The 19,615-nt window shown below is 69.4% G+C and carries 14 protein-coding genes and 1 pseudogene; 9 read left to right on the top strand and 6 right to left on the bottom strand.

The window, feature by feature from the left end:
- The first annotated feature begins 100 nt into the window (after positions 1-100).
- The 3 genes and pseudogenes from OG584_RS06120 (at position 101) to OG584_RS06110 (ending at position 4,730) form a co-directional block, all read left to right on the top strand.
- Positions 101-1,579, top strand: a complete 1,479-nt coding sequence (locus OG584_RS06120; RefSeq protein ID WP_405775799.1) for an NCS2 family permease — start codon at positions 101-103, stop codon at positions 1,577-1,579.
- 35 nt (positions 1,580-1,614) lie between these two features.
- A pseudogene (locus OG584_RS06115) lies at positions 1,615-2,730 on the top strand (XdhC family protein); the annotation flags it as partial.
- A 503-nt stretch (positions 2,731-3,233) separates the two neighbouring features.
- Complete coding sequence (locus OG584_RS06110) at positions 3,234-4,730, top strand: DUF6056 family protein (RefSeq protein WP_405775797.1); 1,497 nt, start codon at positions 3,234-3,236, stop codon at positions 4,728-4,730.
- Here the strand turns inward: OG584_RS06110 and OG584_RS06105 are convergent.
- The 3 genes from OG584_RS06105 to OG584_RS06095 all read right to left on the bottom strand — a co-directional run bounded on the left by OG584_RS06105 (position 4,705) and on the right by OG584_RS06095 (position 6,583).
- A complete protein-coding gene (locus tag OG584_RS06105) occupies positions 4,705-5,208 on the bottom strand; it encodes a GtrA family protein (protein WP_405775795.1) in 504 nt (167 codons plus the stop codon). The two genes, OG584_RS06110 and OG584_RS06105, sit on opposite strands and share 26 nt — an antisense overlap.
- Entirely contained in the window at positions 5,205-6,188 is a 984-nt protein-coding gene (locus OG584_RS06100; RefSeq protein ID WP_405775793.1) for a glycosyltransferase family 2 protein, read from the bottom strand. The genes OG584_RS06105 and OG584_RS06100 overlap by 4 nt, the downstream gene beginning before the upstream one ends.
- A 197-nt stretch (positions 6,189-6,385) precedes the next feature.
- Entirely contained in the window at positions 6,386-6,583 is a 198-nt protein-coding gene (locus OG584_RS06095) for a hypothetical protein (RefSeq protein ID WP_405775791.1), read from the bottom strand.
- Positions 6,584-7,075: 492 nt separating this feature from the next.
- On the opposite strand from OG584_RS06095, the gene OG584_RS06090 reads away from it, so the two are divergent.
- The 6 genes from OG584_RS06090 to OG584_RS06065 all read left to right on the top strand — a co-directional run bounded on the left by OG584_RS06090 (position 7,076) and on the right by OG584_RS06065 (position 13,446).
- A complete protein-coding gene (locus tag OG584_RS06090) occupies positions 7,076-8,338 on the top strand; it encodes an ROK family protein (protein ID WP_405775789.1) in 1,263 nt (420 codons plus the stop codon).
- A gap of 356 nt (positions 8,339-8,694) precedes the next feature.
- On the top strand, positions 8,695-9,216 hold the full coding sequence (locus OG584_RS06085) for a flavin reductase family protein (RefSeq protein ID WP_405775787.1): 522 nt from the start codon (positions 8,695-8,697) through the stop codon (positions 9,214-9,216).
- Positions 9,217-9,264: 48 nt separating this feature from the next.
- Positions 9,265-10,329 carry an ABC transporter substrate-binding protein gene (locus tag OG584_RS06080; protein WP_405775785.1) on the top strand — a complete coding sequence of 355 codons (1,065 nt, stop codon included), beginning with the start codon at positions 9,265-9,267 and terminating at the stop codon, positions 10,327-10,329.
- Entirely contained in the window at positions 10,326-11,285 is a 960-nt protein-coding gene (locus tag OG584_RS06075; protein WP_405775783.1) for an ABC transporter permease, read from the top strand. Before OG584_RS06080 ends, OG584_RS06075 begins: the two co-directional genes overlap by 4 nt.
- Complete coding sequence (locus OG584_RS06070; RefSeq protein WP_405775781.1) at positions 11,261-12,028, top strand: ABC transporter ATP-binding protein; 768 nt, start codon at positions 11,261-11,263, stop codon at positions 12,026-12,028. The genes OG584_RS06075 and OG584_RS06070 overlap by 25 nt, the downstream gene beginning before the upstream one ends.
- Positions 12,029-12,042: 14 nt before the next feature.
- The gene (locus OG584_RS06065; protein ID WP_405775779.1) at positions 12,043-13,446 is read left to right on the top strand and encodes an LLM class flavin-dependent oxidoreductase; all 1,404 of its coding nucleotides are present in this window, start codon (positions 12,043-12,045) and stop codon (positions 13,444-13,446) included.
- Positions 13,447-13,527: 81 nt separating this feature from the next.
- On the opposite strand, the gene OG584_RS06060 is transcribed toward OG584_RS06065, so the two are convergent.
- From OG584_RS06060 to OG584_RS06050, 3 genes are all read right to left on the bottom strand, one after another.
- Positions 13,528-17,823, bottom strand: coding sequence for a discoidin domain-containing protein (locus OG584_RS06060; protein ID WP_405775777.1), 4,296 nt, complete (start codon positions 17,821-17,823; stop codon positions 13,528-13,530).
- A 228-nt stretch (positions 17,824-18,051) separates the two neighbouring features.
- Positions 18,052-19,065: an NAD(P)/FAD-dependent oxidoreductase gene (locus OG584_RS06055; RefSeq protein WP_405775775.1), complete on the bottom strand. Its 1,014-nt coding sequence runs from the start codon at positions 19,063-19,065 to the stop codon at positions 18,052-18,054.
- Positions 19,062-19,607, bottom strand: coding sequence for an isoprenylcysteine carboxyl methyltransferase family protein (locus tag OG584_RS06050; RefSeq protein ID WP_405775773.1), 546 nt, complete (start codon positions 19,605-19,607; stop codon positions 19,062-19,064). Before OG584_RS06050 ends, OG584_RS06055 begins: the two co-directional genes overlap by 4 nt.
- Between the last annotated feature and the right edge of the window lie 8 nt (positions 19,608-19,615).

Genomic DNA, 19,615 nt, shown 5'->3' with positions numbered 1-19,615 from the left:
TCTCGGGCCGTCCCCCGGGTCGTGCAGCCAACGCACCATCCCAAATCCCGCATCTCAAATCTCCAGGCGGGTGCCCCTTTGAACCTTGGGAGTAGGCATCATGACCCAGCAGTCACTCGAGCCAGAGACCGTGCCGGAAGACGCGGGCGCGGGCACGCGCCAGCCGGCCGGCAAGTCCTGGCTGGACCGGTACTTCCACATAACCAAGAGAGGGTCGACTGTCGCGACGGAGGTGCGCGGCGGCGTCACCACCTTCATGGCGATGGCGTACATCATCCTCCTGAACCCGGTGATCCTCTCCGGAGCCGATGTCACGGGCCACCACCTCAGCGGTGGCCAGGTCACCACCGCCACCGCGCTCGCCGCCGCCGTCACCACCATCGTGATGGGCTTCATCGGCAATGTGCCGCTGGCCCTCGCGGCGGGCCTCAGTGTTTCCGCAGTGATGGCCTACCAGGTCGCCCCGGAGATGACCTGGGGCAATGCGATGGCGATGTGCCTCATCTACGGCGCCATCATCGTGCTCCTGGTCCTCACCGGCCTGCGTGAACTCATCATGAACGCCATCCCGCTGGCGCTGAAGCACGGCATCACCATGGGAATCGGCCTCTTCGTATGCCTCATCGGCCTGGTCCAGGCCGGCTTCGTCACCGGCATGAAGGGCCCCGGAGGCGTCACCGGAGCGAAGCCGCTCCAGCTGGGTACCAGTGACATGCTCACCGGCTGGCCTGTGGTCTGCTTCGCCGTCACCCTCCTGCTGATCTTCGCACTCCAGGTCCGCAAGGTCCCGGGCGCGATCCTGATCGGCATCGTCGGCGGTACCATCTTCGCCGCGATCATCGACCAGGTCGCCGGCCTCAGCCAGAAGGATTGGGGACTCAACGCCCCCGCGCTCCACGGCTCGCCCATCAGCGCACCGGACTTCGGCCTCCTGGGCAGTGTCTCGTTCAGCGGCATCGGCCATGTCGGCGGCATCACCGTCGGTGTCATCATCTTCACCCTGGTGCTCGCCGCGTTCTTCGACGCGATCGGCACGATCGTCGGTGTCGGCCACCAGGCCAACCTCGTCGACAAGGACGGGAAGATGCCGGGGCTCAGCAAGGCCCTCGCCATCGACGGCGCCGGCGGCATCGTCGGCGGTCTCGCCGGGGCATCGGGCCAGACGGTCTTCGTCGAGTCCACCGCGGGCGTCGGCGACGGTGCGCGCACCGGCCTCGCCAGTGTCGTCACCGGCCTCGGCTTCGCGCTCTGCCTGATCTTCACCCCGCTCGCCCAGCTCATCCCCACCCAGGTCGCGTCCGCGGCGCTGGTCGTCATCGGCTCGATGATGCTGACCAACGCCAAGCACATCGACTGGAACGACCAGGCCACCTCCATCCCGGTGTTCCTGACCACCGTTCTGATGCCGTTCGCCTACTCCATCACCGTGGGCATCGCGGCCGGCGTCATCTCCCACGTCCTCATCAAGGCCGTCCAGGGCAAGTTCCGGGAGATCGGCTGGCTGATGTGGGTGCTCACCGCGGTGTTCGTCGCCTACTTCGCACTTCATCCCATTGAGAGCTGGCTGGGCGTCAGTTAGCCCGCCGCCTTTCGCATATCCGTGAGGAGACCGACATGCTGGACATCGCCGAAGAACTCAACCGGTGGGTCGAGCAGGGACGTGAATTCGCCGTCGCCACCGTGGTGGCGGTCGGCGGAAGCGCACCGCGCCTCCCGGGAGCCGCCCTCGCGGTGGACACCGAGGGCACGGCGATCGGTTCGGTCTCCGGCGGATGTGTGGAAGGCGCGGTCTATGAACTGTGCCGGGAGGCCCTGGAAACGGGCCGCACCGTCGCGGAGAGTTTCGGCTACAGCAACGAGGATGCCTTCGCCGTAGGTCTGACCTGCGGTGGAGTCATCGACATACTGATCACACCCCTCCGCGCCGACGCACCGGCGAGGCAGACCTACGTGGCCGCGCTGGCCGCCGCCGCGGAGGGGGCGACGGCGGCCGTGGCGCGTATCACCGAGGGCCCCGGCGAACTGCTGGGCCGCGCCGTACTGGTCCACTCCGACGGGACTTTCGAAGGGACGCTGGGCGGCCACCGGGAGCTGGACCGCACCGCGGTCGTCGAGGCGGCGGCCCTGCTGGACGCCGGCCTCACCCAGACCGTCACGATCGGCGAGGACGGGTCCCGCTGCGGACGCCCGCTGACCCTGCTCGTCGAGTCGAGTGTGCCGCCGCCCCGGATGATCGTCTTCGGGGCGATCGACTTCGCGGCGGCGCTGGTCAGGGTCGGCAAGCTGCTCGGCTACCGGGTGACCGTCTGCGACGCGCGACCGGTCTTCGCGACGGCCACCCGCTTCCCGGAGGCCGACGAGATCGTCGTCGACTGGCCGCACCGCTATCTGGACTCCACCGAGGTCGACGGCAGGACCGCGCTGTGCGTCCTCACGCACGACGCCAAATTCGACGTGCCGCTGCTCGAACTGGCCCTCACGCTGCCGGTCGCCTATGTGGGCGCGATGGGCTCGCGCCGCACGCACCTCGACCGGAACCGCCGCCTCCGTGAGGTCGGAGTCACCGAGCTGGAACTGGCCCGTCTGCGCTCGCCGATAGGCCTGGACCTCGGTGCCCGCACCCCGGAGGAGACCGCCCTGTCCATCTGCGCGGAGATCGTCGCCCACCGGCGCGGTGGCACAGGCGTTCCACTCGCCGGTGCGCACACCCCCATCCACCACGACGGCAACACCACCAACCGTTGGACGCAGGGTAAGGGAAGCGAAGAACCCGTGGACGAGCCTGTTGCGCTCATCAGCGAGCCCCTGCCCGCTCCTGCGGTCAATTCTCTCGCGAGGAAGGAACAGGCACAGTGACGATGCAAACGGCGGCTCAGAGCATCGAAGACAGCCCGGAAATAATCTGCGCCAGTATGCCGGGCCGGATCTGCTCCAGAAAATCCAAGATACGCCTTGTGTCCCGCTTTGTTGGAGGCTCTTGATCAAGCGGACCTGGCAGGTATTCCAGAGGCTGATCCAGGCGGATCCGAAAGCCCTGTACGGAGTTCTGGGGCACCGGGGCCGACGGGCCGGACAGGTTCCGTAGCCCGGCCTGCCGTCCTCGGACAACCTGTCGCCCGGCTTCACCCGATCGGGGCAATTGCATGGCCCGTGGGGGTACGGGGCGCAACGCGGGGGCATCGAAACTCGTCTTCGGGGCAGACCGGCATTTCCCCCGAGAGGCAGTGGTGCACATGGCCGTCGACGCATCGAGCGTCACCGTCCCCAGACAACCGGGCGACGGAGACCGGACGTCGAGAGGCCCAGGGCGCGACGGCCCCCTCCGGCAGCTGACCAGGTCGTGGGCGCTGCTTCTCTCCCTGGTGCCACTGGGCCTGCTCGCGGTGGCGGCCTGGTACGGGCAGTACGTGCGCCCCAGCGCCGACGAGTGGTGCTTCCTGCCGTACGTCCGCGACCACGGGATCTCCGGGCTCACCGGCAAGTTCTACTTCCGCGACAACGGCCGGATCGCGAACGGCTGGCTCGTCGGCCTCTACGCGGAGCCTGGAGTCCCGGGACACCAGTGGTTCGGACTGGTCAGCGCTGTGCTGATGCTGGGACTGCTGTGGGTGGTTGCCGCCCTGGTCGTGCGGGCGGCCCGGCTCACCGTGCCGCGCGGGGTACCGCTGCTCGTGGCGTCCGTCACGGCCGTCGTCTTCCTCCTCGCCACCACCAACACATACAAGACGTTCTTCTGGCCCGCGGCCTCCGTCTCGCACACTGTGGCGCCCGTACTGGCCTGCGCCGCGGTCATCCCGGCGCTCCTGGCCCGCGGGCCACGCGGGAGAGTCGCGGCCCTCGTCCTCGCCGTGTTCGCGGGGACGTTCCTGGGGACGCTGTCCGAGGAGACCTCGGTCGTGGTCCTGGTGGTCCTCTCCGCCGTCGTGCTCTTCGCCGGGCAGGTCTTCGCCGCGGGGGTACGAGCGCATGTCCGCCGCTGGGCGATCGCCATGGCCGCCGGCGTCGCGATCGGCGTACTGCTGCTGGTGACATCACCGGGCTCGCGCCGGCGCCGTGAGAAGTTCGGCGCCGGGACCTCGATGCTGGCACCGGACTCGCTTTCCGCCTCGCTGCACCAGTACGCCCATATCCTCTGGGCGGTCCTGTCGACCTGGCAGTACCTGGGCGCGGTCGCGGCAGGACTGGTGCTCGGTCTGGTGGCGCGCCGCGAGCGGGCCGGGGTGCTGCTGCCCTGCCGCCCGTTCCTCCTCGTGGGCGTCGGCGCACTGGCCTTCCTGGTCTCCGGGTACCTGTGCGCGGTCATCACATACCCGGTGTTCGGCAACCACTTGCTGACCACCCAGCGAACCTGGAACGACTACCTGCTGCTGTACGTCCTGCTGCTCGTGGGCACCGGCGCGCTGCTGGGGCGCGCGATCCGGCGGCGCCCGGCCGGGGTACCGGCGGTGGTGGTCGCGGCCGCAGTCATCAGTGCCGGGGCCTGTGTCTCGCTGGCCGTCCCGTTGCATACTCTCGGCCACCAGATGCACGTCAGGGCCGAGAGGTGGGACCGTCAGGACCACTGGCTGCGGGAGCAGTCGGCAGCCGGGGCCGAGGTCCTGCCGTACAAGCCGCTCCACGTGGGCCGGATGCTGGAACCCTTCGGTACGAAGCCGCATGGCTGGCCCGCCAGTTGCGTTGCCGACTACTACCACGTCGACCGGGTCACCCGCGGGAAGCGCGTGCCCTGACCGGGCCCTCCTCCGGCGCGGGCGCCGCACCGGAGTCGATGGCCCACCTGGCCAGCAGGAACGATACGGGCGTGACGAGGACACCGGCCGCCACAGCGGCGATGTCCTCGTTCATCCCCAGCGTGCTCACTGCCAGGTAGAGCAGGATTCCACTGCCCACGACGTTGACCGCACCGGAGAGCGGGTAGCGCGCGAACGCGCGCCAGGTGGGGCGGGTGCGGCAGGTGATGTACGAGTTGAGCAGGAACGACACGGTGATGCTCACGGTCCAGCCCAGCACATGGGCTGCCAGATACGGGATCCAGTGGTTCAGCGTGGCGTACACGGCGTAGTAGACAGCGGTGTTGGCGACGCCGATCGCTGCGAAGGTGGCGAACTGCCCGAGCGTCCGGGCCCGCGCGGGTTGCGTGCGGGGCGCTGGTTCCGGTTCCGGCGTGTGAGTCGACGCGGGGGGCGGACGCGTCTCGTCATGGTTCATGACGTAGGCCGCACCCGGCCCGCGGTCTCCAGTGAGGAGCGCGGCGAGAAGTCCCTGGCGCGGTCGTCGGTCTCGCTGACGACGTAGTGCGGCCTGCGCTTCGACTCGTGGTAGATCCGTCCGACGTACTCACCGATGACCCCGAGCGTGGCGAGCTGGATCCCGCTGAGTGCGACGATCGCGGTGAGCAGCGTGGTGTATCCGGGGGTGTCGACACCGTCGAGCACGACGTTCCCGATGATGTACACCGCGTAGACGAGCGCCGAGAGGAAGAGGCAGAGGCCCGTGTGGATGGCGAGCCTGAGCGGCTTGCTGTTGAAGGAGAGCAGCCCGTCGATGCCGTAGTTGAGCAGATGGCGGCCGCCCCACTTGGACTCACCGGCCGCTCGCTCGACGTTCTGGTATGTGAAGCTGACGCTGTCGAATCCGATCCAGGAGAAGATCCCCTTGGAGAAGCGGTTGCTCTCCGGGAGCGACAGCACACTGTCCACCGCGCGGCGGGACAGCAGCCTGAAGTCGCCTGCTCCGTCGATGACTTCCACATCCATGCAGCGCCGGACGAGCCGGTAGTACATCCGGCTGAGCGCCGACCGCAGCGCGCCCTCACCCGAGCGGTCGCGCTGTGCGATGACCTGGTCGTAGCCGTGCCGGTGCAGATCGAGCATGCGCGGCAGGAGTTCGGGCGGATGCTGGAGATCCGCGTCCATGAGAACGGCCGCGTCGCCTGCGGTCATCCGCAGTCCCGCGAGCATCGCCGGCTCCTTGCCGAAGTTGCGGCTGAAGGAGGTGAAGCGCACCCGGGAGTCGTCGGCGGCGAGCCGACGCAGTTCGCTCAGGGTCCGGTCGCTGCTGCCGTCGTCGACGTAGCAGATCTCGAACGTCTCCCTGGTCGGTTCGAGCGCGGCGACCAGCGCGGTGTGAAAGGAGCCGATCACCTCCGCTTCGTTGTAGCACGGTACGACAACCGAAAGGTGGACCATCGTCATTCACTCCGTGTCTGTCGCGAACGGCGATTCCCCTCCGGGAACCGCTACCCATCAAGAACGGCGACGACGACGCATGGGTTGCCTGTCGTGACCAAACCGATTCAGACTTTGCGCCACCGGGGCATGACGATCGAAAACGGCCCGAACAGTGCGAGCCGGACCTTTCGCGGGGGTGCGGGCCGGTGTAAGGCTCAGATCTTCCCCGCTGCCCCGGCCTTTTCCGACTTCTCGGACGCCCGACGGTGTGTCAGTGCGCCCTCCCAGTACTGTGCCGGGTCCGCCTGCTGAAGAGCCTCCTCGGCCAGCTTCCGCGCCTCGGCGAGAACATCGCCGTGCTCCTGGACCAGCTGGTCGTATATGGGCGAACCGGGGGTGGGGGGATAGCTCACTGTCGTACGTTCCTTAGGTCTCGGTTTCCCGTCCAGCCGCTGATGCCCGGAAAGCGCCGGACCATGCATGATTGGCCGCCCGGCGCCCAGCGCGCGTCGGGGGGCGGCGCGTGCGCCGTCCACGCTGTCCATGATGTGGTCGGCGGTTTGACCGGGTTCGGCAGAGCCGGATACCTTGCGCGCCATGCACCCTTCCGCGCACCTGACGACTCGTGGTCATGTCGACCTGAAGCGTGTGTGCTCCGCGGCGTGTCACCGGGCCTGAACGCACTGGTCCGTACGGCGCCCGCACGGGCCGGTCACCGGGGCCCGCCCCCAGGCCGGCTCCACTGACCCGACCCGCCTTTCCCGCACCGGTTCCACCGGGTCGCGTGGCGCCCTCCCATGGAAGAAGCAGAACCCCGCCGACGGCGTCGGCGGGGCTGCCGTGTGGCTCCCGCCGGGGAGCCCCGTACTGGAGCGCCACCCCATCCGAGCACCGGGATGCCATCCGTGGACCGTCCGCCCGCGCCCGCCCGCCGCCCCACCCCGCTTCGCCGCTCCGACATACCGGCCGCCGGACAGCAGCGCCGTGCCGCAGGTACCGGCACCGGTGCCGTACTCGCCGCGATCCTCGATCACGGCCCGGTCGCCCGCTCCACTGTCGCCCGTCTCACCGGTCTGTCGCCCGCGTCGGTCACCGGCCATACCAGGCAGCTGCTGGCCCGCGGCCTGGTCCGGGAGAGCGCCGAGACCGCGGGGCCCCGCGGTCTCGGGCGGCCGCACATCCCTGTGGAGATCGACACCGGGCTCTGTCTGGTGGCCGGTGCGCACATCGCCGTGGCCCACTCGACGCTCTCCCTGATGGATCTGCGGGGCCGCATCGTGGCCGAGGACCGGCAGCCGCACCGGGACACGGACCCGCGGCGGGTGCTGGACACCCTCGCCGCGCGGCTGCCCCGGATGGTGGCCGCGCACGCCGGTGGCCGCACCGTGCTCGCGCTCGGCGTGGCCACCGGGAACCGGGTCGACCCCGCTGCCGGGACGATCGTGGACCACCCGCAGCTCGGCTGGCGGAACGTGCCGGTACGGGAGTACCTCGCGGCGGCGACCGGGCTGCCGGTCCATGTCGACAGCCATGCACGGGCGTTGGCGCGCGCCGAGCAGATGTTCGGTGAGGTGACCACCCGCGCCAGTGCGGTTCTCCTCTTCGTCGGTGCGGTCATCGACGCGGCTTTCACCTCCGCGGGCACCGTCCATCTGGGACCGCGGGCAGGGGCGGGCAGTGTGGCCCATCTGCCGGTCGGCCCGGCCTGTCCGCCGGGCGCGGGGGAACCATGCGTCTGCGCCAGACCCGGCTGTCTGCACGCAGTGGCTTCGGAGTCCGCGCTGCTCGGCCGGGCGGCCGAACGGGGCCTGCACGCACCGTCGTTCAGTCACCTGCTGGATTTCGCGCTCGCCGGGGAACCCCGTGCGCGGGAACTCTTCGAGGACCGGGCCCGGTACGTCGGCAGGGCGGCGGCGCTGCTCCTCGACACCTTCGATCCCGAGGTGCTGGTGGTCGTGGAGCCGGCAGCCGCCCGGCTGCCGGAGTGTCTGGCCGTGCTGCGGGCCGAGGTGGGGGAGCGCTCCCTGGTCTGTGACGACCCCGAACACGGCGTGGTGCCCGGCAGCTTCACCGGATCGGTGCTGGCGACCGCGGGCGGCGCGGTGGCGCTGGGCGCACTGTACGCGGACCCGCTCGGCCCCTGGCCGGTGGTGACAGCGGCGTGCTGACCGTCCGCGGAGGCACCGAATTAATTCAGAACGTTGCATTGTTGACCGGGTGGGAAACGGGACGCGAGGATGGATTCATGACCGGACCGCAGCGGATTTCCCAGTGCATGCCCCGAAGGGCATGCGGCTGCCGCACAGTCGCGCCGGCCGGCGTCTTCGCCCGTTGTCTCTGTTGTCGCTCCATTCGGGTTCCCCGATAGCCGCAGAGCGCCTCGACCGCTCCTGTTGAAGAGCGACCGTATTTCGCAGATCTCGCAGATCTCTTGGTTTCTCGCATTCCATCCTGTTTTTCCCGCCGGTCGGGCATGCACGTGCTGATCCGTCATGCCCGACGGCCGATTCCTCCTGGGGAGATCATGTCTGTCACCGTGCCGCCGTATGCCGCGCCGTCTCCGTACGCCGCTCCGGGGATCGCTCCCGAGCGTTTCAAGCAGGTGTTCCGCCGGCATCCTGCCGGGGTGGTCGCCGTCACCGCCGACGCCGGGCGGGGCCCGGTCGGATTCACCGCGACCTCACTCACCTCGCTCTCGCTCGACCCGCCGCTGGTGTCCTTCGGAATCGCGGTGACAGCCTCCTCCTGGCCTCACTTGGAACGCGCCACGACTGCGGTCGTCAACTTTCTCGCCGCCGACCAGACCTCGCTGGCCAGGACGTTCGCGACCAGCGGCATTGACAGGTTCGCCGCTCCGACGCAGTGGCGGAGGCTGCCGGGCGGAGAGCCGGTGCTCGGCGGAGTGGCGGGCTGGCTGCGGATCGGTGTCGAGCAGATCGTGCCGGCCGGGGACCACCGGATCGTGGTGGCGCGCGTCGAGGAGTCCTGGCTGGACGAGAGCCGGGGGCCCCTGCTGTTCCACGACGGCGGCTTCCGGTCGCTCTGACCCCGCCGACCCGCCCCGCCCACAGCCACCCACCGAACGGGAAACACCATGTCAGCTTCCCCGTCATCCGCTCACGCCGGCCGCAGGTCGTTTCTCGCCCTCATGGGCGCAACGGCGCTCGGCCTGGCCGGCTGCGCCCCGCAGACCACGACGGCCGCCAGTGAAAAGCCGCTGGGCGCTCTCCCTTCCGGCGCCCCGCCACCGGGAACGAAACTATCGGTTGCCGTATGGACCACACATCTTCAACTGGCCCCGTCCGGGCTGGAAAAGGATCTGCGGTTCACCGTGTCGGACTGGCCCAATCTCACCGCGGGACCCGACGTCATCCAGGGATTCCGTGCGCACTCCGTCGACCTGGCGGTCAATGCGGGAATTCCACCGATCCAGGCGCGGGCGATCGGGGTCGGGGCGAGGATCGTGGCGGTCCAGGAGCGGCACCATCCTTCGTACGCGTTCGCCACCGCTCCGGGCTCGGCGGTCAGAGAGGCAGCGGACTTCCGCGGCAAGAAGATCGCCTTCTCGCAGGGCCAGGCCCAGGGCGTCGTCGTACTGCGGGCGTTGAAGAAGGCCGGTCTGCGCAACAGCGACGTCACTCTCGTGGCTCTGCCCAGTACTCAGTTCCTCACCGCTCTCCAGTCCAAGCAGGTGGATGTGGCCCCGCTCGCGGAGCCCACGCTCACCAAGTACCTGAGTCAGTACGCCAAGGACGGCGCCCGCGGAGTGCACACCGACGTGGTGGATCTGCTCACGGTTCTCTGGGCACCGGACGAGGTGCTGAACGACCGGGCCAAGGCCGCCGCCGTCCGTGACTTCATCCCGCTCTGGGCGCGGGGCCAGGTCTGGGCGTGGGAACACACCGACCAGTGGATCGACAGGTACTACGTCAAGGACCAGGGCGTCACGGCGGCGGACGGCAGACGCATCGTCGCCTCCCAGGCCAGACCGGTGTTCACCAGGAACTGGGACAGGGCGGTCGCCTGGGAGCAGGAGACCGCCGACCTGATGGCCGCGGGCGGGTTCGTACCCGAACAGGACGTCACCAAGCTCTTCGACCGCCGTTTCGAGCGGCTGGCGTACGAGGCCGTACCGGCGTCGTACCGGGAGGGATCATGACCGAAGCGCTCTCGGGCATACGCCTTCAGGAACCGGCGGACCCCGGACCCACGCACCCCAGACCCACGCACCCCGACGCCACGCATCCCGACGCCGCGCACCCCGGCCCGGTGCGAGCCGGTTCGGTGCGGTCCGGTCCCGAGTCCACGTCGCGCACCCGGCCACGTGTCCGCACCGCTCGCAGACGGCTGGGCCCCGGCCGGACCGTCCCCTTCGGGCGGCTGATCGGGCCGGTACTGCTGGTCGTCGTGTGGTGGGCGGCCTCCGCCCTCGGCTACCTCGACCCGAGGATCCTCTCCGGCCCCGGCACGGTGCTCTCCACGGCCGGCGACCTGGCCGCCGACGGACGGCTCCAGACGAACGTGCTGATCTCGCTCCAGCGTGCCGGGCTCGGCCTCCTCTTCGGGGCCGCGGCCGGGACCATCCTGGCCGTGGCCGCCGGGCTGAGCCGCGCCGGGGAGTATCTGCTCGACGGCCCGCTCCAGATCAAGCGGGCCATTCCTTCGCTGGCGCTGCTTCCACTGATGATCCTCTGGCTCGGCATCGGTGAGCAGATGAAAGTCACCGTCATCGCGCTCGGCGTCGCGGTGAGCATGTACGTCAACACCTACGCCGCGCTGACCAGCATCGACAGCAGGTATGTGGAGCTGGCGGAAGCACTCGGACTCAGCCGCCGGCAGTTCCTCGTCAAGGTGGTCGGGCCCGGGTCGCTGCCCGGCTTCTTCGTCGGTCTGCGGCTTGGCGTGACTGCCTCCTGGCTCGGCCTCGTCGTCGTCGAGCAGATCAACGCGACCAGCGGAATCGGCTACATGATGTTCCAGGCGCAGCAGTACGCCCAGTCCGACGTCATCATCGTGGGCCTCGTCATCTACGGGATCTTCGGTTACGCGTCGGACGCCCTGGTCCGTGCGATCGGGAGGAGGGCTCTGTCGTGGCGACGCACCCTGGCGGGCTGACCGTGACGGGTCCGGCCATACGGACGACGAAGCTGGTACGCCGCTTCGGCGACCGGATCATCCTGAAGGAGCTCGACCTGACCCTCGGCCGGGGCGAGTTCACCGCCCTGCTCGGCCGCAGCGGTTCGGGCAAGTCCACGCTGCTGCGCGCCGTGGCCCGCCTCGACCACGGCGTCGACGGCTCCGGCGAACTCAGCGTCCCCGAACGGGTATCCCTCTCCTTCCAGGACTCGAGGCTGCTGCCCTGGCTGCGCCTCCTGGACAACGTGGTACTCGGAATGCGCGGACCCGGCGCCCGGGAACGCGGGCTTACGGCACTTGACGAGGTCGGCCTGGCAGGCCGGGAGAAGGCCTGGCCGCACGAGTTGTCCGGCGGCGAGCAACAGCGTGCGGCACTCGCCCGAGCTCTGGTCCGTGACCCCGAACTCCTGCTGGCCGACGAGCCGTTCGGAGCACTGGACGCACTCACCCGGATCAGGATGCACGGGCTTCTGCGCGAACTGTACGAACGCCACCGGCCCGCCGTACTGCTCGTGACCCACGACGTCGACGAGGCGGTCGAGCTCGCCGACCGGGTGCTGGTCCTGGAGAGCGGACGGATCTCCCTCGACCTCGCCGTCGACCTCGCCGCACCCAGGACCCGGCGCGATCCCCGGTTCCAGGAGTACCGCGACACCCTGCTCACCGCTCTCGGCGTGACACAGCCCCACCCCCTGCCCCCGGTACTTCCCCGTACCTCCTGAGGAGACGACACCCCATGCCACGCACACCCGGCGCCACCCCCGGCCGCGCACCGCTGCACCTGAACGCGTTCCTGATGTCCACCGGCCACCACGAGGCGTCCTGGCGTCTCGCCGAGAGCCCGGCGCACGCCGAGACCGACGTCGAGCACTACAAGAACCTCGCCCGCATCGCCGAGCGCGGAAGACTCGACTCGCTGTTCCTCGCCGACAGCCCGGTCCTGATGGGCGATCCGGGCCGGCGGCCGGCGGCCAAGCTGGAGCCGACGGTCCTCCTCACCGCGCTGGCGGGTGCAACCGAGCACATCGGCCTTATCGCCACCGCGTCCACCAGCTACAACGAGCCGTACAACCTGGCCCGCAGGTTCGCCTCGCTCGACCATGTCTCAGGGGGGCGGGCCGGCTGGAACATCGTGACCACCGCCGGCGCCGACGCCGCCCGCAACTTCGGCCTGGACGACACTCCGCTGCACCGCGACCGGTACCGCAGGGCCGCCGAATTCGTGGAGGTGTCGACCAAACTGTGGGACAGCTGGGCCGACGACGCGGTGGTCGCCGACAAGGAGCGCGGTGTGCACGCGCTGGCGGACCGCGTCCGCAGGATCGACCACAGCGGCGAGTACTTCCGCGTCGACGGACCGCTGAACGTCCAGCGTCCGCCGCAGGGTTATCCGCTGCTGGTGCAGGCAGGCTCCAGCGAGGACGGCAAGGACTTCGCCGCCCGGTACGCGGAAGCGGTGTTCACCGCCCAGCAGACACTGGAGGAAGGCATCGCCTTCTACCAGGACGTCAAGCGGCGTGCGGCAGCCGCGGGACGCGAACCCGGCGGTATCAAGATCCTTCCGGGTATCGTCCCCGTCATCGGCGACACCGAGGCGGAGGCGAGGGAACTTGACGATGTGCTCGACCGGTTGATCGTGCCGGAGTACGCCAAGCGGCAGCTGGCCGAGCGGCTGAGAATCGCGCCGGACGACCTCGCGCTCGACGAGGAACTGCCCGAGGACATTCCCACCGAGGACGAGATCGAGGGAGCGAAGAGCCGGTACACCCTCGTCGTCGAGCTGGCCAGGCGTGAGCGCCTCACGGTCCGGCAGCTCATCGGAAGGCTGGGAGGCGGCCGCGGCCACCGCACCTTCGCGGGCACGGCGGAGCAGGTGGCCGACACCATCGAGCACTGGTACGACAGCGGGGCGGCCGACGGATTCAACATCATGCCCGCCGTGCTGCCCTCCGGGCTCGAAATCTTCGTGGACCGGGTGGTGCCGATCCTCCAGGAGCGCGGTCTGTTCCGCACCGAGTACACGGGGCGCACGCTGCGCGAGCACTACGGCCTGCCGCGCCCCGCCAACCAGCTGTTCGACACGGCTCCCGGCAGCGAGGGCCACGCCGGAACCGTCCTGGCGGGCTCGGCGGCCGGCTGACCTGCGGCCCCCGGAGCGTGCCTCCGGACCCGGCAGCGGGCCCCGGCCGGAACTCCGGCCGGGGCCCGTGAACGTCCGCCGCTACGGCAGATTGTTGATGGTGAAGGTCGACGTGGTGTTCTTGATGTCCTGAGCGTTGCCGCTCATCTTGAGATTGTGGAACGTGACCTCGCCGACCGCCGGGCCCTGACCCGACTCCGGCATCTCATTGGCCCAGAGGCCGAAGCCGGACTTGGCGTCGTAGGCGTCACCGCTCTTCCTGGCGCCTGTGATCGTGATGTCGGTCAGCACCGTGTCCTTGATCGGGAACTGCGGCTGTCCTCCCGCGTAGTTGGTCTGGAACATGATTCCGCTGTACGTCGGATCGACGATGTCCACATCGTTGATCCGGATGCCCTGGAACACCTTCGACGCGGAGAACAGCCAGATTCCCGGGAAGGTCTGGCCGTTCCAGAAGTGGCCCCCGGTCCGTTCCAGCGTCATGTTCTCCAAGGTGGTCGGATCGGTGCCGAACCCGTTCATCGCGTAGCCGAAGTCCAGTGAACTGACGGTGACGCCGGCGTAGACCAGGGTGTCCGCCACCCGGATGTTGCGGAAGGTGTTGTCGTAGCCGCCGTAGACGGCGACCCCCGCCGCACGCCAGGTGAGCAGAGAGGTGAGGTTCTCGAAGACGTTGTTCTTCTCGTCCGCGCCCCCGGCGTCGATCGCCGAGAACAGCGCGAAGCTGTCGTCACCGGTGGCCCGCGACTCGTTGTTGGTCACGTGGTTGTCCGTGCTGCCGTTGGTCATGTTGATGCCGTCGGCGAAGGTGTCACGGATCCGTGAGTTCTTGATGGTGATGCTGTCGGTGTTGGCTCCCCAGTAGAAGCACACCGTGTGCTCGTCCCAGATGTTGTCGATGGTGATGTCGGAGACGTTGGAGAAGTCGAAGACCTTGCCGGGGCCGTCGATCCGTGAGGTGTAGTTCCCGAAGTAGGCGAAACCGGCGAAGGACGAGCCGTTGGCCGTGGCTTCGGCCCGGAAGCCGATATCGGTGTTCTCCTGCGAGGAGGGGGCGTGGAAGCGGGTGAACCAGGGGCCCGCACCGACCACATGGACTGCCTTGCCGTACACCTGGAACTTGCTGGACGTCTCGTAGTCACCGGCGGGCAGATAGACACCGGTCAGCTTGCCTGTGGTGTCCATCCGGACCTTGTCCAGCGCGTTCTGGACGTCCTGCTGGGAGAAGCCGGCCGGAACGGTGTACGTGGCCGGGTCCGGGTTGGGGGCGGCCGTGGCCTGTTCGGTGTTGACGAAGTCGATCGCGTACGTGGAGGTGTTGGCGGCGTCCTTCTGGAGCTTGATCTTGTGGCCCGCGGGGACGGTCATGCCCAGCAGGACGTTGGCCTCGTCGTAGATGTGGCGGGGGGCGCCGGAGCCCGGGTCGTTGCCGGGACCGGTCTCGGCTCCGTACAGCCAGGCGTATTTGGAGGTGAGATCGACGGCTTTGAGGAACGTGCCGTCCACGTACAGGTCGAGAGTGGAGTTGATGCCGCCGCCGCCCGGTGCGTCCGGGATGGAGAAGCGGGTCACCAGGGTGTCGGTGCTGGCCTTGGTGGTGAACTCCACGGACTGACCCGTGCTGTTGAGGGTCACGGCCTTGCGCCCGGACGCCTCACCCGCGAGGTCGCCCACGGTGCGGTTCGGCCCGACGACCTTGGCGCCGCCGGCCAGGACACCGTCCTCCGCCTCATAGCTGTTGTACGGCATGTCCGCGCCGCGCCCGATGAACAGTGGCTGCGTGGTGGTGTTGTTGCCGCGCTTGACCGGCAGTTCGTTGGCGTCGTCCGCGATCACCGTCTTGATCTGGTAAGTGCCGTTCACCGCGGTCCAGCTGCCCAGATCGGCCGGGGGAGCGGTGTCGCCCGCCGCGATCGTCCCGGAGTAGGAGCCGGTGAGGGTCTTGACCGTGGCGCCCTTGGAGTCGGTCACGGTGAGGGTGATGGCATGGGCGCCGGAGGCCGAGGCGACCGTGCCCTGGTTCTTGACCGCCACCGAGAACTTCACCGCGTCGCCGGCGGAGGCGGAGCTGGGCGACCAGCCGACCGGCGATGCCACCAGGTCGGAGCTGTCGACCGGCTTGACCACCAGCGGGGCCGGACTGGTGAAGGTGTTGTTGCCCTCGTCCGTCTCGACGACCTTGTCCGCCGGGTCGACCTCCGCGCTCAGCGGGTAACTTCCCGCGTCATGGGTGCCGATGGAGCCGGTGACGGTCTTCGACTCGCCGGCGGCGAGTGCGGGGACCGCGGCCGTCCCGGCCTTGGTGGAGCCGAGGCTGAAGTTGAGGTCCGTGGCAGCCGACGCCTGGGTGCCGCTGTTGGTGACAGTGGCCGAGAGACTGATGTCGTCGGACTCGACCGGTGCGGCCGGGGAGGAGGTGATCTTGGTGACCTGGAGGTCGGGGTTGGGGGCGGGAACACCCATGACCTGGAACTCCGCGATCTGTCCCGCCGCGGACCCGGTGTTGGAGGTGATCTTCAGCTGGACATCGGCGACCCGTCCGGTCACCGGAATGGTGACGGTGTTCTGGCTGGACGGGTTGAACGTGTAGTCCTTGCCCGCCGCCAGACTCGTGAATGAGGTGGCGCTCTGCTCACGCCCCAGCACCTGGACGTTCTGGGTCCGGGTGGCCCAGGAACTGTCCGGATTGAGCTTCAGCACGACGGAGCTGACATCGGCGTTGGAACCGAGCTTCACGGTCAGCGTGTTCGGGTAACTGCCCCCGGATCCTTCCCAGTAGGTGCTGGTCAGGCCGTCGTTGGCGTTCTCGGCCGCGAAGGTGAAGACCGTGGACGAAGCACTGATCGGCTTCGACCGGGCGAGATCGGAACCGGCTCCGGTGGAGCCGAGACGGGTGACGGTGTTGCTGTTGCCCGATGCGTTCCCGGCCGCGTCCTTCGCCTGTACGTAATAGGAGACCGTGGTGCCGGCGGGACGGCTGTCGGTGTACGTCGTGACATCACCGGCGACCGACTTGCTCAGCTCGCCGTTGGCGTAGATGTCGTACCCGGTGACCTTCACGTTGTCCGTGGATGCGCCCCAGGTCAGCTTGATGTCACCGGCGGACGGCTGGGTGAACGCCAGGTTCGATGGCGCGGTGGGCGCCTGGGTGTCTCCGGTGTCGCCCTTGCGGGTCACGGTGTTGCTGTTTCCCGACTGGTTTCCGGCGGCGTCGTGGGCCCGTACGTAGTAGGAGACGGTGGTGCCGGCCGGCTGGCTGTCGGTGTACGTGGTCACACCACCGGCGACGGAGGAACGCAGCTCGCCGTTGGCGTAGATGTCATAGCCCGTGACACCCACCGCGTCGGTCGACGCCTGCCAGCCGAGCTTGATCTGGCCGGACGCGGGTTCGGTGTACGAGAGGCCCTGCGGGGCCGTCGGCGCCGTGACGTCGCCGGTCGTGGGTCCGTAGACCTCCAGCTCCGACAGCTGCCCGGCCGGCTGACCGGTGTTGGCGGTGATGAGCACCCGTATGTAGCGGGTGGTGGTGGCGTCGAACGAGATCGTCGCGGTCTGTTCGCCGGCCGCGTCGAAGGTGTAGCCCTTGGACGCGGTGAGATCGGTGAAGTCGGTGTTGTCGGCGCTGCCCTGGATCTTCAGCGTCTGGGTGCGCGAGCCCCAGCCGTCCGGCAGCCGAAGGACGACCTGGTTCACCCGGACCGCTGCGCCGAGGTCGGCCTGGACCCATTGCGGGAGGGCGTTGTTCTTGCTCTCCCAATAGGTGGCGCGATTGCCGTCGTTCGCCTGCCCCGGGGTGTACGTCTCGGTGTAGCTGCTGGCGGTCAGTGTGCTGCCCAGGGCGAGATTGGCCGAGGACGCCGCAGCGTCGGCGGCGTGGACTTCCAGCTCGGAGAGCTGAGCCTTGGGCCAGCCGGAGTTGGCGGTGATCTCGATCCGCACGTATCTGGCCCGGGTGGCCGGGAAGCCGACGGTCACCGTGTTGCTGTTCGCCGGACCGAAGGTGTGCGCCGCGGACGCGGCGAGGGTGCTGTATCCGGTGCCGTCCGTGCTGCCCTGCACGGACAGGGTCTGGCTCCGGCTCTCCCAGCCCGCCGGGAGCTTCAGCACGACCTGGTCGACGCGGGCGGTCGATCCCAGATCGGCCTCCACCCACTGGGGGAAGGTGCTACTCGAACTCTCCCAGTACGTACTGGAGTTGCCGTCGGTGACGTTCGCCGCACCGTACTCCGCGGCTGCGCCGGAGGCCCGTGCGGGCTTGCTTGCCGCGAGGTCGGGCCCGCCGGCCGCCGCGGCGGACAGAGCGGGCAGTCCGAGCAGTAACAGCGTTGTCGCGAGGGCGGCGGTCAAGGTCCGCCAGGTGCTTCTGTGACGTGTCATCTACTGTCCCCATACTCATGGAGTTCGAGTTCTTGCGTTCAATTGTTGGAGAATTGCAGAGAGTTGTACGTAGGTCTACAGGTCTGACAACGGATAATCGACGGGGGCATGCCAAGTGACGGCGTGGGCCTGGGCCGAGTGCACCGCAAGATGCATGCAGAATCGCGGAATTAGGCTCGCGCGACCTGCAACTACTTCACTGCGCGCGCTCTCCTGGGGTGCGCGCGGCTACTGGAGGGTGTGGACGGCCGCCGCGAAGACAGCGGGCATCCGGGCGGCGGCCGGCACGATGAGGCCGGCAGTCCTGGGGCTGCCGCTGAAGGACAGCAGGGCGCCGGTCAGTACCCGGTGGCGTCGCGTCAGCCGATGCCAGGCGCGTTCGTAGTCCGCGGGCCGGCCGGCGGCCAGGCAGCGCACCGCGGCCCCGGCGGTGGCCAGGGCCAGGGCGATGCCCTCGCCGGTGAGGGCATCGACGTACCCGGCGGCGTCACCGACGAACAGCACACGGCCGGCGACTCTGCGGCGTACCCGCTGGCGCAGCGGCCCCGCGCCGCGCACGGTGCTCGCGTGCGGCCCGGCCAGCGCCGAGCGGAGACCGGGAAATCCGGCCAGGTGCTCGTCGTAGCCGCGGCGGCTGCGGCTGAGTACGGCGACCCCCACCAGCTCGTCGCCGACCGGGGTCACGTACGCCTCGCCGTACGGGGACCAGTGGACCTCCACGAGGTCGGTCCAGGGGGCGCACCGGTAGTGGCGGCGGAGCCCGTACCGCCCGGGGGAGCGGGCGGGCAGATCGAGTCCGAGTGCACGGCGCAGCGGTGAGTGCAGGCCGTCGGCGGCCACCAGCCAGCGTGCGGTGAGCCCGGCCGCCGTGACACTGCCGGCGCTCTGGCGTACTCCGCCGACCTTGCCGGTGACCATCCGTACGCCCAGCTCGCGGGCGCGCGCGTGCAGCGCGGCGTGCAGCACCGTGCGGCGGACGCCGAGGCCCGTCCCGTTGCGGAACGGCGCATCGGCGCTGCGCCGGCCGTCCAGATAGCGGATGCCGCGCAGTTCCCGCCCCGGTACTCCGACCCCCAGCGCTCGCAGTGCCGCGACCCCGCCGGGCATGATCCCCTCCCCGCAGGCCTTGTCCACCGGCGAGGTCCTGGGCTCCACGACTACAGCCTCGAACCCGGCGAGCGCTGCGTGGATCGCGGTGGCGAGCCCGGCGGGGCCACCGCCCGCCACCAGTACGTCGATCACGCCGTGACGTCCCCCGCCGGGGCGGACGGCGCTGCCCAGGAGCCCGCCAGTGCCTCGTTCTCACAGCGGATGCGGACGGTCAGCAGCGCGGCGTTGAGGACGGTGAACACCAGCGCCGTGATCCAGGCGGTGTGCACCAGCGGGAGCGCCACCCCCTCGGCGACCACGGCCACGTAGTTCGGGTGCCGCAGCCACCGGTAGGGGCCGCCCTGCACCAGCGGCAGGCCGGGTACGACGATCACCCGGGTGTTCCAGCGCGGCCCCAGCGTCGCGATGCACCACCAGCGCAGCCCCTGGGCGGCCACCAGCACGGCGGCCATGGTCCACCCGAGCGCGGGCAGGAACGGCCGTCCGCCGAGCCACGCCTCGGCCACGCACGCCGCCAGCAGCCCCGTGTGCAGAGCGACCATCGCCGGATAGTGGCCCTGTCCCGCGACGGTCGCACCGCGCGCCATGCTCCAGCGCTCGTTGCGCCGGGCGACGACGAGTTCGGCGATGCGCTCGGCCGCCACAGCGGCCACCAGCAGCACGTACCAGATCATGGGGTCCT

This window comes from Streptomyces sp. NBC_00859 (genome assembly GCF_045161865.1).
In the GTDB taxonomy this organism is placed as follows: domain Bacteria; phylum Actinomycetota; class Actinomycetes; order Streptomycetales; family Streptomycetaceae; genus Streptomyces.
This window is presented reverse-complemented; position numbering and strand designations above follow the sequence as displayed.

Bases quoted from the DNA above. Each gene is read 5' to 3' on its own strand.
- OG584_RS06100 (WP_405775793.1), bottom strand. From the start codon at position 6,188: ATGGTCCACCTTTCGGTTGTCGTACCGTGCTACAACGAAGCGGAGGTG.
- OG584_RS06065 (WP_405775779.1), top strand. From the start codon at position 12,043: ATGCCACGCACACCCGGCGCCACCCCCGGCCGCGCACCGCTGCACCTG.
- OG584_RS06050 (WP_405775773.1), bottom strand. From the start codon at position 19,607: ATGATCTGGTACGTGCTGCTGGTGGCCGCTGTGGCGGCCGAGCGCATC.
- OG584_RS06060 (WP_405775777.1), bottom strand. From the start codon at position 17,823: ATGACACGTCACAGAAGCACCTGGCGGACCTTGACCGCCGCCCTCGCG.
- OG584_RS06075 (WP_405775783.1), top strand. From the start codon at position 10,326: ATGACCGAAGCGCTCTCGGGCATACGCCTTCAGGAACCGGCGGACCCC.
- OG584_RS06110 (WP_405775797.1), top strand. From the start codon at position 3,234: ATGGCCGTCGACGCATCGAGCGTCACCGTCCCCAGACAACCGGGCGAC.
- OG584_RS06080 (WP_405775785.1), top strand. From the start codon at position 9,265: ATGTCAGCTTCCCCGTCATCCGCTCACGCCGGCCGCAGGTCGTTTCTC.
- OG584_RS06085 (WP_405775787.1), top strand. From the start codon at position 8,695: ATGTCTGTCACCGTGCCGCCGTATGCCGCGCCGTCTCCGTACGCCGCT.
- OG584_RS06120 (WP_405775799.1), top strand. From the start codon at position 101: ATGACCCAGCAGTCACTCGAGCCAGAGACCGTGCCGGAAGACGCGGGC.
- OG584_RS06105 (WP_405775795.1), bottom strand. From the start codon at position 5,208: ATGAACCATGACGAGACGCGTCCGCCCCCCGCGTCGACTCACACGCCG.